Source organism: Bacillus sp. CGMCC 1.60114 (assembly GCF_042676365.1).
Classification (GTDB): Bacteria; Bacillota; Bacilli; order Bacillales; family Bacillaceae_G; genus Bacillus_A; species Bacillus_A rhizoplanae_A.
Genome location: NZ_JBHTHG010000117.1, coordinates 53,680 through 65,892 on the forward strand (window position 1 = coordinate 53,680; position 12,213 = coordinate 65,892).

Genomic DNA, 12,213 nt, shown 5'->3' on the forward strand with positions numbered 1-12,213 from the left:
GGAGAAAATGGAAGCACTTCACAAAAACTTCACAAACATTTCGTACATTGTTTTCAGCAGATGGCTAGAATATGAACATCTATTTCCTCTATACTAATATAGGACGAAGGAGGAAATTATGATGAAAAAACTTGTAATTACATTATTTATCACAATGCTAGCGTTAGCTGGTTGTAATACGAAATCGGACGAGACAACGAAAAAGAATAAGTCGCTTGAAGAAGTAAAGGTAGAAATAAAAACGAACCCTGAAACATTAAAGCCGAATGAAAAAGCAGAAGTACAAGCAACTGTTACACAAGGTAAAGAAAAAGTAACAGATGCAGATGTAAAGTTTGAAATTTGGAAAGATGGCGAAGAGAAAAAAGAAATGCTAGATGCGAAGCATAAAGGTAACGGTGTTTATACAATCGATAAAACATTCCCATCTGAAGGCGTTTACCATATTATCGCACATACAAATGCACGTGATATGCATGTGATGCCAGAAGTAAAAGTAGCAGTTGGAAATGCAAAAGTTGAGAATGCAAAAACCGAAACAGATGGTCATCATGGTGATACAATGATTCATCTGATGGCAGATGGCGTGAAAGCAAATACAGAATCTACACTGAAAGCACATGTACAACAAAAAGAAGCAGCATTAACTGGTGCGGAAGTTCAACTTGAAATTTGGAAAGACGGTGCAGAAAAGCATGAGTTTATTCCAGCAAAAGAAGGTAACAAAGGCGAGTATACAAGTACTTATACATTTAAAGAAGCAGGAACATATAATGTAAAGGTTCATGTGCGAAAAGGTGATCTTCATGATCATAAAGAAGAAAAAGTTGAAGTGAAATAAAAAACAGCTCTTTTAAAGAGCTGTTTTTTTATTTGTATGTCGGGAAACATATATCGATTTCATTAGCGCTTCTAGGTAGAATATATTACAATGAAAATGTGAAAAAAAAACGAAATGTGATAAAAATGCCTTAAAAAGAAAGCGTAAACATGTTATGATAGCAGCATGAGATGTCTGACATCTGACTTAGGAGAAAAGGGAAGTTTTTACATCGATTTGAACATACTACATAAGTAGCATATATAGGAGGTTACAGTTGTGAATAAATATAAACGTATTTTTCTTATCGTAATGGACTCCGTAGGAATTGGAGAAGCACCAGATGCTGAGAAATATGGCGATAAAGGTTCTGACACACTTGGCCATATTGCAGAGCATATGAACGGATTACAAATGCCAAACATGATGAAATTAGGCCTTGGTAACATCCGTGAAATGAAAGGGATTGCAAAAGCAGAGAAGCCGCTTGCATATTATACAAAAATGCAAGAAAAATCTATGGGTAAAGATACAATGACAGGACACTGGGAGATTATGGGTCTATACATTGATACGCCATTCCAAGTGTTTCCAGAAGGATTCCCGAAAGAATTACTGGATGAGCTAGAAGCGAAAACAGGGCGTAAAATTATTGGGAATAAACCAGCGTCTGGAACAGGAATTCTGGATGAACTTGGACAAGAACATATGGAAACAGGCGCATTAATTGTGTATACATCTGCTGATAGCGTACTGCAAATTGCTGCTCATGAAGAAGTTGTACCACTTGAAGAATTATATAATATTTGTAAAATTGCACGTGAATTAACACTTGATGAAAAATATATGGTAGGTCGTGTTATTGCTCGTCCATTCGTTGGGGAGCCAGGGAACTTCACACGTACGCCAAACCGTCATGACTATGCTTTAAAACCGTTTGGACGCACAGTTATGAACGAATTAAAAGATTCCAATTATGATGTAATTGCAATCGGTAAAATCTCTGATATTTATGATGGAGAGGGCGTAACGCAATCTCTTCGCACAAAATCTAACATGGATGGTATGGATAAGCTTGCAGATACAGCGAATATGGACTTTACAGGTTTAAGCTTTGTAAATCTTGTTGACTTTGATGCATTATTCGGTCATCGCCGTGATCCTCAAGGTTATGGAGATGCGCTGCAAGAATATGATGCACGTCTTCCTGAAGTACTTGAAAAGTTAAAAGAAGACGACTTGTTAATTATTACAGCTGACCATGGTAATGACCCAATTCATCAAGGTACAGACCATACACGTGAATATGTACCATTATTAGCATATAGTCCAAGTATGAAAGAGGGCGGAAAAGAATTACCGCTTCGTCAAACATTTGCTGATATCGGTGCCACAGTTGCAGAAAACTTCGGTGTAACAATGCCAAAATACGGACAAAGCTTCTTAAACGAGCTAGATAAATAAGGAGGAATATCAAATGAATCGCGAGTTAATTTCAAAATCTGCTACATATTTAAAAGGGAAATTTCAAGAAACACCAACAGTAGGGTTAATCCTTGGCTCAGGTCTAGGTGTATTAGCTGATGAAATCGAAAATGCAGTGGCTGTACCGTACAGTGAAATTCCTGAGTTTCCTGTGTCTACTGTAGAAGGTCATGCTGGTCAACTTGTATTTGGTACACTTCAAGGTGTTACAGTTGTAGCAATGCAAGGTCGTTTCCATTACTATGAAGGATACGATATGCAAAAAGTAACATTCCCAGTTCGTGTTATGAAAGAGTTAGGTGTAGAAGCAGTTATCGTTACAAATGCTGCTGGCGGTGTAAATACATCATTTGAACCAGGAGATTTAATGTTAATTTCAGACCATATTAACTTTATGGGTCATAATCCATTAATCGGACCAAATGATTCTGAGATGGGTGTACGTTTCCCTGATATGTCTGAAGCATACAATAAAGACCTTCGCAAAATGGCAAAACAAGTTGCTGCTGATTTAAATATTAAAGTACAAGAAGGTGTATACGTTGCGATGACAGGTCCTGTATACGAAACACCTGCAGAAATTCGTATGATTCGTACAATTGGCGGTGATGCAGTTGGAATGTCAACTGTACCAGAAGTTATTGTGGCTGGTCATGCTGGTATGAAAGTACTTGGTATTTCTTGTATTTCAAATATGGCAGCTGGAATTTTAGATCAGCCGCTTCATCATGATGAAGTAATTGAAACAACAGAGCGTGTAAAAGCAAACTTCTTAGCGCTTGTGAAAGAAATTGTAAAACAAATGAAGGGGTGAGTTCACAATGAGAATGGTGGACCTAATTGCAAAAAAACGTGATGGTAAAGCTTTAACGACAGAAGAAATTAATTTTATCATTAAAGGTTACACAAATGGTGATATTCCAGATTACCAAATGAGTTCACTTGCAATGGCAATTTTTTTCCAAGATATGAATGAGCAGGAACGTGCTGATTTAACAATGGCAATGGTAAATAGCGGCGATACAATTGATTTATCAGCGATTGAGGGAGTAAAAGTTGATAAACATTCAACAGGTGGTGTTGGTGATACAACTACGCTTGTGTTAGGTCCATTAGTTGCTGCTTTAGGTGTACCGGTTGCGAAAATGTCTGGTCGCGGTCTTGGACATACAGGTGGTACGATTGATAAATTAGAAGCAGTTCCAGGATTTCATGTAGAAATTGAAAATGAGGAATTTATTCGCCTTGTAAATGAAAATAAAATTGCTGTTATTGGTCAAAGTGGCAACTTAACACCTGCTGACAAAAAGTTATATGCACTTCGTGACGTGACGGCAACGGTAAACTCTATCCCGTTAATTGCAAGCTCTATTATGAGTAAAAAAATTGCAGCTGGTGCGGATGCAATCGTTCTTGATGTTAAAACAGGTGCGGGTGCATTTATGAAAACGGACGAGGATGCGAAGCAATTAGCTGAAGCAATGGTTCGCATCGGTAACAATGTTGGACGTAAAACAATGGCTGTTATTTCTGATATGAGTCAGCCGCTTGGTGAGGCAATCGGCAACGCTTTAGAAGTGAAAGAAGCAATTGATACATTGCAAGGAAAAGGACCAAAAGACTTAGAAGAGTTATGTTTAACGCTTGGAAGTCAAATGGTATACCTAGCTGGACAAGCTTCTTCCTTAGAAGATGCGCGCGAAAAGCTAATCGAAGTTATGAACAACGGAAAAGCACTAGAATCATTTAAAACGTTCTTAGCAGCACAAGGCGGTGACGCTTCAGTTGTGGATGATCCTTCTAAATTGCCGCAAGCACAATATAAGATTGAAGTAGAGGCAAAAGAAGATGGATTTGTATCTGAAATTGTTGCAGATGAAATTGGTACAGCAGCAATGCTTTTAGGAGCAGGTCGTGCAACGAAAGAATCTGAAATCGATTTAGCAGTTGGACTTATGCTTCGTAAAAAAGTGGGCGATAGTGTGAAAAAAGGTGAATCACTTATCACAATTTACGCAAACCATGAAAATGTAGAAGATGTAAAACAAAAAATTTACGAAAACATGAAGGTATCTGCAGAACACGTAGATGCACCAAAGTTAGTACATGGCATCGTAGAGAAATAAGATAAAGTGAAACTTTCATCAGTGGGGCTTCATCCCTCACTGATGATTAGTAGAACCAATCGGGCTCTTACGGACAGTTCCCTCACCTATCTTCTTCGCTTTCTCTGAATCTCGTGGAGGATTTACTGTCCGAAAGTAGCGGGATAAAGTGACAATTTGTCCACTAATTGCGAGATAAAAAAGCTAAGGAGTTTTCTCCTTAGCTTTTTTTGCTTATAATAATAACGGGTGAAACTATGATAAGAATTTGTGCAGTAACAAAAGAAAATGAAGTATTATATGATTTGTCATTAGAAGAAACAAAGCGAGAAGATATTGTGTGGTTTTGGCTAGATTTATGTAAACCGACAAAAGAAGAGTATACATATATTTTACAAGACTATTTCAAATTCCATCCTCTTGCGATTGAAGATTGTTTAGAATATGTACAGAGGCCGAAAGTTGACTTTTATGAAGGGTATAATTTTTTAGTTCTTCATGCTTTTAGTGAAGAGGGATTAGAGCCACATGAAATTGATTTATTCGTTAGTGATCATTTTGTTGTATCCTTTCACTTTTCGCATAATAAGGCAATTGAACGAGCGTGGAATAAACTTGGGGAAAAACAGCGAATAAAGAGAAGTACTCTTCATGTGACCCATATGATTATTGACCAAATTGTCGATGATTATTTTGCTCCAGTATATTATATTGAAGATCATTTAAATGCAATTGATGATAATTTAACAGGAAATATAGCAAGTACTGTATTAGAAGAAGTATTTGATATTCGTACTGATTTATCAAAATTACGAAGAACAATTGTACCAATGCGTGATTTATTGTATCGTATTTTAAACTCAACACGTTTTTATGGTGGGAATGATCATGAAATTTATTTTAAAGATATTTATGATCACTTGTTAAAGTTGTCTGAGATGATTGAAACAAGCCGAGAATTAACAGCGGATATTCGGGATAGTTACTTTTCCCTAAACTCTCATCATATGAATAACATTATGAAAACATTAACGGTTTTTTCAACCATTTTCATGCCATTAACATTTATTGTTGGTGTATATGGAATGAATTTTGACAATATGCCAGAGTTAAAGTGGGAGTATGGTTATTATATTTGTTTAGCCATTATGGCTCTTATTGGCGGTGGAATGATGGTATGGTTTTATAAAAAAGGTTGGTTTAAATAAAAAGACGTCGGGAATTCCCGACGTCTTTTTATTAGCCAATGGCAGGTAACACAAACATGACTAAGAAGAGACATGTGATAATATAAAGAGGTTTTGCAACTTCTTTATGTTTACCGAGTGCTACTTTTAAGATTGGATATGCAATGAATCCAAAAGCAATACCATCAGCAATGCTATATGTGAGCGGAATCATAACGATGATTAAAAACGCTGGAAATCCTTCTGAAAAATCGTTCAGAGGAATTTGTTGAATGTTTGTAATCATTAAACCGCCAATAATAATTAAAATTGGAGCAATTGCACTATCTGGAATCAACTTTACAAACGGTAAAGCAAATAAAGAGGCAAAGAATAACCCCCCAGTAACGATAGACGTCAGACCTGTCTTACCGCCCGCTGTAATACCAGCAGCACTTTCTACTGTAGAAACAGTTGGACTTGTGCCAAATAGACCACATGTCATCGCTGAAATTGCATTTGCCTGATAAGCACGAGAGAATTTACGCTGATCTTCTAACAAACCATGCAACAGTCCCATGTTTTCAAAAATGAGTACCATACTCAATGAGAACGTTGCAATTAAAAATGGTAAAGAAGCGAGTTTCCCGAATGACATTGCACCAAAAACATCACCATAGTTAGCAAATGAAAATGAGCTATTGCTAACTTGACTTGTATCAACAAGACCAAATAACCAAGCAATTCCTGTTCCAATTGCGATTGTCCATAAAAAGTTTCCACGTACGTTACGAATAAATAAAACTAATGCAACAATAAGGGTAAGCAGTGTTGCTAAAACAACTGGACTACTTAATTTTCCTAATGCAACAGCAGTATTCGAATTCGCAACGACAAGACCGCCTTTTTGCAAACCGATAAATGCTAAAAATAGTCCGATACCGACAGTAATCGCTTCTTTTAACGACTTTGGAATTGCGGCAGAAAGCGTGCGAGCAATAGGTGTAAACGCAGCAATTGCGAAAATAATACCAGCGATAAAGACAGCTGCTAATGCTTCTTGCCAAGTTAAACCAAGCGTATGCACAGCTGTGTACGTGAAAAACGCATTTACCCCCATACCTGGTACAAGAATCACTGGTGCATTTGCCCAGAATGCCATCAATAAACATCCGACAAATGAGCTAAATACAGTTGCTAAAATCCCTGCTTCAAGGGGAATACCAGCATCTGATAAGATCGATGCATTCACAATCATAATATAAACAATCGTGAAAAATGATGTTACACCAGCAAGTACTTCTTGTTTTGGCGATGTGTGATGTAGGTCTAATTTAAATGTTTTTTCAAGGATTCCTTTCATGTTAAACCTTCTTTTTTATATCCCTCTCCCGCCCGTGATATCCCTATGCAGGATTCACCATTTTTAATTATAACAAAACGCAAGGTTTTTACAATAACTAAAATGAGAACGGTTACTTCTTTTTATTGGATATAATTAAATATAGGTAAAAATAGCACGTACCGTTGAAGTGATTTCCAGTTCGCCTGATTGAATAGGGGGGGAACCACTATGGACAGCGGAATAAGCAACAAATTCCCGCGGCATATGAGAGGATTCTTCAACAAGAGAAATGGGAATAGGATTTATATTTAGGCTATATGTACTAGCAATCGTTCTCGCTTTTTCTTGGGCATTTTGCACAGCAAGTACTAATGCTTGTTTGTAGTAAATGTTAGGATCCGATACGCGAAATACAAGTCCTTTGGCGACATTTGCCCCGTTTGCTACAGCTGCTTCATATACTTCTCCTGCTTTTTGTACATTCAATACAATAATTTCATATAAATGCTCAACTTGATAACCGCGTAAAATAGTCTTTTCGTTCACTTGTTCATATTGCGGTGTAATGGTGTAAGAAAGCGTTTTGATATTTTGCTCTGTAATTCCAAGCTGTTTCAAAGAATCAAGTAATTTAGAAGAAAGAGCAGCATTTTCTTCTTGTGCTTGCTTTACATTTGGACCTTCAGTACGAACACCAATTGTTAACACGACAACATCAGGTTTTGCTTTTACGACACCTTCACCTTGCACAGTAACAGTGGGTTCTTTAGCATTGCGTAATTCATGTATATATGGGGGCATTCCGATTTGCATAGCTGTTCACCTTCCTTTTTTCATTTATATGAAAGAAGTGAGTCCATTTTTTCCTTAAATTTAGAAATATATTGGGAAATCTAAGTAGAAAGAAAATATATACAATTAAGGTATTCATGCATTATAATATGTGTAAATATTATAAAAAAGGGTCGAGAACAGTGAACGAAAAACGAGAAGCACTTATTTTAGACTTATCTATTTCCTTTCGAAAAATGATTCGTTTATTACAAAATGATATTAATGAACTTTTTTCTGAATACATGCCATGGAATGAGTTTTCTGTACTGCGTGCATTATATTGGAAAAGCCCACAAATGGCATCGCAAATTGCAAGTGAAGTGAATGTTACATCGAGTCATATTACAGCGGTTACAGATCGTCTTGTTCGTAAGGGTCTTGTAATGAGAAAGCGCTCTGATTCAGACAGGCGTATTGTTTATTTAGAAATTACGGATAGCGGGAAAGAAGTTGCCGAAAAGCTTGAAAATGTTCGAAAAGAATATTATAGAGAGAAGTTCCAGGACTGGAGCGATCAAGAGATTGAAATGGTATTGGAGCTCTTTGGCAGAGTCCTATAAAAAATAGAAAAGCAACTTTTGCTTTTCTATTTTTTTGTGGCTTTACCATCCTATGGAACTGATGCGTTGCATAAAAATTGACCTAAACTCCTATACTTTAACTATATGGAATAGGAGGCAGACTATGAAACGTATTGTTTCTTTTGGAATTATCGGTATATGTTTACTATGTTACAGTATACAAATAAGCGCAGCATCTCCGAAACAAATTGTACAAAAGGAACTTCAATATATTTCCAACAAAGAACCGGTTTTATATGCACAATTATGGGTGCGTTCCATGCGAAATTCCGTTTTATTTCACCATAGTGATCAGATTCGTCATCAAGATACTTTACATAATGTGAAACATTCTTCTCTTACTAACGTAAAACAAATATCATTGGCTAAAGCTTCAGTGTATATTCCGCGAGTTTCTCAGTATGTGGCTAAATTTGGAAAAGAAAACGTACAAGTGTATTATTTAGCTGTGCGGTATGATGTGAAAAAAGAAAATCCGTATCAACTAAATGGAATGAACTATTTCTTACAAGTATTTGTACAAGAGCGAGGAGACTGGAAAATTGCTGAAAGTGTTGTCGCACCGACAGATCAAATCGTGACAAATGGTGATGGATTTGGAACGGATGAAGAGAAGAAGTATAGTGAAAGACGGAAGAATGTAAAATAGCCTCCTAACTAGGAGGCTATTTTCAACAAGATGAAAATAGAAGTAGTCTATAAAAAAATCCAGAGAAACTTGTTTATCTTACAATATAGTTACTCTTCACTTTCTTAACCGAAGACACAACCGCATTCTCTTTAATAGAATATACTCCTTCAGCTGTTAAGCGTACAGCTGGTAGATGGATCGATGTCAAAAAGAACAGTGTATATAATGGATCGATATGCTGATGGCCTCTCTCCTTTAGAAGTTGCACAAGTCCCATCGTTTTTAAAATGAGTTCATGCATAGGCAACTTGCTCATTTTCCCCCCAAGCGGCAATTCTAAATTGAATAAGGTTTCTTCACCTTCCATTAATATGGTACCGCCACCTTGATCGAGCAGCTGATTTACAGCCTTTACCATGATCTCTTTATTTTGCCCTATAACAACGATATCTTGAGATGCTGTGTAGGTTGTCGCTACAGCATCTAGATGATCGGCAAATCCTTTTAATATACCGTTAGTAACCCACTTCCCCTTTTGATCAATAAGACTGACATAACAATATCCTTTTCTAGCCTCCAACTCAATAATACCTTGCTTTAACGGCAATGCTTCTAGACTGGATTTCGTAATGACCGCATTAAGCATTTCTATTACAGGGACTTCCGAATTTTCGGCGTTCATATCCAGCCACTCCGGCTGAACTCGCCATTCTATGTGCATGGGCTCAAATTGCAATTGTCGCCAATCACATAGAGGAAACGGCTTCAAGAGCTGCCCGTTTGCTATAACCTTGACCGGAGAAGGCTTGCTTATATCCTCGAGAAATAGAATATCTGCGACTCGTCCCGGAGCGATTCCACCGATTTCTTGATCCAATCCATAATATGTTGCAGGATTTAAAGTGGCCATCCGATAAGCAGCATGGAAAGGAACACCATTATCGAGAGAAATCTTAATAAGATAGTCCATCAATCCATGCTGAAGAAACGGGGGCATGGAGCCATCTGTTGTTAACATAAGTCTTGAAGCGGAAGAAAAATCAAATTCGAGCTCTTGTAAATCTCTGATTAAGCCAGGTAAATCAGGACGTATGGAGGAGTGGCGCAAAGTTGCATACATACCTAAACGAAGTCTTCTAATTACTTCCTCTCCATTGATAGCTTCATGACAAGCCGTAACACCGAGTGCTGCCAAAGCATTTAAGGTTTCACTTGAAGCTCCTGGGTTATGCCCCTCAATTCTTTTTCCCAGCCGCCGTGCTTCTGCTATTCCTTCAAGGATTGTTTCATCGCCAGTTAAGGCGGCAGGCCAAGCGGTTAATTCGCCAGCTTGTATAACCCGCTTATGACTAAGTAAACTGACCAAGCGCTCAGTCGTGAATTTTGCTAACATATCCGGGTGGTTACTTTGCGGATCCATCCTTGCCCACCAATAATTTTTGACAGGCAAATGACTGCTGTAGTCCATTAAATATTCCAAATTTTCCTGGCCTGTATTTAAATAAAATATTAGATTATCATTCACTAAAGTTGTTGTACCTAAGCTTAAAGCGAATTCTCCAAATGACGTAGGATTATAATACTGATACGGATGTGCATGAGGTTCGATGTATCCTGGAACTAATGTAAAGCTGGATGCATCTATAATTTGCGTTTTCTCATCAACTTGCGGTTCACGTATTCCTACATAAGCAATGCGATCTTCATACAAAACGATATCTTTTCTTTCCAGCTCTCCTGTGTATACATTAAATACAATTCCTCCGGTAATCCAAACTGTTGCGGGGTGCTTACCCCTTGATACCTCTATAAGCTTCCACAATGTATCTCTTTCAATGGCTCTCATGTAAGTCTCCCCCTTATCTGCTTTTCCGTACTCAGAATTATTTCAGTCTGTATTAAATATCTAAAAATTCAGTCTAATATACTTTTATATTCTACTATAAAGGGGGATCACATTGTAGATTATCTGTTCTTTTTCTATTTTTTGAGCAGGTTAAATCTATGTCAGATTCGCGCAGCAAACGCAGTACAGCTTATTTTTTCAAGTTCTGTTCTACGTAGTACATATGAAAACTTCTCTTTCCATTGTATAGAGGAGGGGGAAAGGCAAGTGTATAATGACAAGTTTATTTTTCGGCACTCTGAAAATAGCCTCCTGACTAGGAGGCTATTTTGCATATAAAGAAAGTTTATGTTTTAACATTCGTTGCAAAATGGCATATGTCAAAATGCTAAACCCTATAAAATACATATAGTGAAGCGGGATAGATTTACTGCCATCAGTGAAAATTTCGCTGCCAAGAAGTCCGAAACAAATGGAAGTACATATTGAGAAATGGACATGAAGTCTTTGATATAGCAGTATTTTTCCATTATGCTCATTTGGTGAGCGTGCATATAAATAGGTTCCTAGTGGAAGAAAAATGAGTATATAAATTGCAGGACTTAGTAGTGTCCAAGCAGACGGGATATGGTGATAAGCAGGTCCCACATGTAACTCTCCATAATCATCATTTATAGCTTCTCGACGTGGATCATAGTCATAGTTAATATTAAAATGGGTAAGAGGAGCTAGGGTACTTATATTTTCTATGTATATGGAACTTTTACGATAGACATCGTGATATTCTTTTTCTGACAGATCAACATGTAATGCAAAGAAAGGAAATACCAGTTGAAAAATGTAAAGAGGGAAAATCATTAAAATATAACTTAACACACTTTGTGAGATGATATTTCCTGTAATTGTTCCAATAAAGAGAGCTAATGTATAGACTGCAATTAATGTTATAATTACATATGCAAAGTATAGATGAAACGGTGTAAATGATTGATATTTGGCGTGTATCGTAGTTTTATAAACAATATACATAAAACCCCAACTTACGCTAAGTGCACTTACGATATGAACCGTACCAAATAACCATTTGGATAAAAACAAGTGTGAGCGTTTAAATGGCATAGACCAAAGAAAATCGATCGATTGGTTATTCCGTTCCCATCCTATTAATATAGTAGTTAATCCAATTAAAATTAGAGCAGGAAATATTATAGGATCACCGCCACTCCAATGATATAAATAATAACTATCTTTTGTATTCATATGAAAGTAATGAACCATGTCTTGAGCACTTACATAATATTTATAAGGTAATACGTATAGTGTACTTAACCAAAAGAGTAAAATAGCATATTTCCCTTGCTTCCAGTTTCGTATCCATAACGCTTTATGAAACATGTAAT

11 protein-coding genes are annotated in these 12,213 nt (G+C 36.9%); 7 read left to right on the forward strand and 4 right to left on the reverse strand.

The window, feature by feature from the left end; genetic code table 11:
• Nucleotides 1-118 precede the first annotated feature (118 nt).
• The 5 genes from ACFQZ1_RS18810 (at nt 119) to corA (ending at nt 5,618) form a co-directional block, all read left to right on the forward strand.
• Complete coding sequence (locus ACFQZ1_RS18810) at nt 119-841, forward strand: FixH family protein (RefSeq protein ID WP_377883721.1); 723 nt, start codon at nt 119-121, stop codon at nt 839-841.
• 258 nt (nt 842-1,099) lie between these two features.
• Nucleotides 1,100-2,284 carry a phosphopentomutase gene (gene deoB, locus ACFQZ1_RS18815; protein ID WP_377883722.1) on the forward strand — a complete coding sequence of 395 codons (1,185 nt, stop codon included), beginning with the start codon at nt 1,100-1,102 and terminating at the stop codon, nt 2,282-2,284.
• Between the two features lie 13 nt (nt 2,285-2,297).
• A complete protein-coding gene (locus ACFQZ1_RS18820; protein ID WP_377883723.1) occupies nt 2,298-3,119 on the forward strand; it encodes a purine-nucleoside phosphorylase in 822 nt (273 codons plus the stop codon).
• Between the two features lie 7 nt (nt 3,120-3,126).
• Nucleotides 3,127-4,431 carry a pyrimidine-nucleoside phosphorylase gene (locus ACFQZ1_RS18825; RefSeq protein ID WP_377883724.1) on the forward strand — a complete coding sequence of 435 codons (1,305 nt, stop codon included), beginning with the start codon at nt 3,127-3,129 and terminating at the stop codon, nt 4,429-4,431.
• Between the two features lie 236 nt (nt 4,432-4,667).
• Entirely contained in the window at nt 4,668-5,618 is a 951-nt protein-coding gene (corA, locus tag ACFQZ1_RS18830) for a magnesium/cobalt transporter CorA (RefSeq protein ID WP_377883726.1), read from the forward strand.
• Nucleotides 5,619-5,649: 31 nt separating this feature from the next.
• Here corA and ACFQZ1_RS18835 read toward each other — a convergent pair whose 3' ends face one another.
• Nucleotides 5,650-6,939, reverse strand: coding sequence for an NCS2 family permease (locus ACFQZ1_RS18835; RefSeq protein WP_377883727.1), 1,290 nt, complete (start codon nt 6,937-6,939; stop codon nt 5,650-5,652).
• 135 nt (nt 6,940-7,074) lie between these two features.
• On the reverse strand, nt 7,075-7,734 hold the full coding sequence (locus ACFQZ1_RS18840; protein ID WP_377883728.1) for an SIMPL domain-containing protein: 660 nt from the start codon (nt 7,732-7,734) through the stop codon (nt 7,075-7,077).
• A gap of 161 nt (nt 7,735-7,895) precedes the next feature.
• Between ACFQZ1_RS18840 and ACFQZ1_RS18845 the strand changes: the two genes are divergently transcribed.
• On the forward strand, nt 7,896-8,315 hold the full coding sequence (locus tag ACFQZ1_RS18845; protein WP_336481501.1) for a MarR family winged helix-turn-helix transcriptional regulator: 420 nt from the start codon (nt 7,896-7,898) through the stop codon (nt 8,313-8,315).
• Between the two features lie 124 nt (nt 8,316-8,439).
• Nucleotides 8,440-8,985, forward strand: a complete 546-nt coding sequence (locus ACFQZ1_RS18850; RefSeq protein WP_377883729.1) for a hypothetical protein — start codon at nt 8,440-8,442, stop codon at nt 8,983-8,985.
• Between the two features lie 73 nt (nt 8,986-9,058).
• Here the strand turns inward: ACFQZ1_RS18850 and ACFQZ1_RS18855 are convergent, their stop codons facing one another.
• Both ACFQZ1_RS18855 and ACFQZ1_RS18860 read right to left on the reverse strand, forming a co-directional pair.
• The gene (locus ACFQZ1_RS18855; RefSeq protein WP_377883730.1) at nt 9,059-10,813 is read right to left on the reverse strand and encodes an adenine deaminase C-terminal domain-containing protein; all 1,755 of its coding nucleotides are present in this window, start codon (nt 10,811-10,813) and stop codon (nt 9,059-9,061) included.
• A 324-nt stretch (nt 10,814-11,137) separates the two neighbouring features.
• A complete protein-coding gene (locus tag ACFQZ1_RS18860) occupies nt 11,138-12,208 on the reverse strand; it encodes an ABC transporter permease subunit (protein ID WP_377883731.1) in 1,071 nt (356 codons plus the stop codon).
• Nucleotides 12,209-12,213 lie beyond the last annotated feature (5 nt).

Excerpts from the sequence above, each read along its gene's own strand:
- ACFQZ1_RS18810 (WP_377883721.1), top strand. The coding sequence starts at position 119 with ATGATGAAAAAACTTGTAATTACATTATTTATCACAATGCTAGCGTTA.
- ACFQZ1_RS18820 (WP_377883723.1), top strand. The coding sequence starts at position 2,298 with ATGAATCGCGAGTTAATTTCAAAATCTGCTACATATTTAAAAGGGAAA.
- ACFQZ1_RS18825 (WP_377883724.1), top strand. The coding sequence starts at position 3,127 with ATGAGAATGGTGGACCTAATTGCAAAAAAACGTGATGGTAAAGCTTTA.
- corA (WP_377883726.1), top strand. The coding sequence starts at position 4,668 with ATGATAAGAATTTGTGCAGTAACAAAAGAAAATGAAGTATTATATGAT.
- ACFQZ1_RS18835 (WP_377883727.1), bottom strand. The coding sequence starts at position 6,939 with ATGAAAGGAATCCTTGAAAAAACATTTAAATTAGACCTACATCACACA.
- ACFQZ1_RS18840 (WP_377883728.1), bottom strand. The coding sequence starts at position 7,734 with ATGCAAATCGGAATGCCCCCATATATACATGAATTACGCAATGCTAAA.
- ACFQZ1_RS18850 (WP_377883729.1), top strand. The coding sequence starts at position 8,440 with ATGAAACGTATTGTTTCTTTTGGAATTATCGGTATATGTTTACTATGT.
- ACFQZ1_RS18855 (WP_377883730.1), bottom strand. The coding sequence starts at position 10,813 with ATGAGAGCCATTGAAAGAGATACATTGTGGAAGCTTATAGAGGTATCA.
- ACFQZ1_RS18860 (WP_377883731.1), bottom strand. The coding sequence starts at position 12,208 with ATGTTTCATAAAGCGTTATGGATACGAAACTGGAAGCAAGGGAAATAT.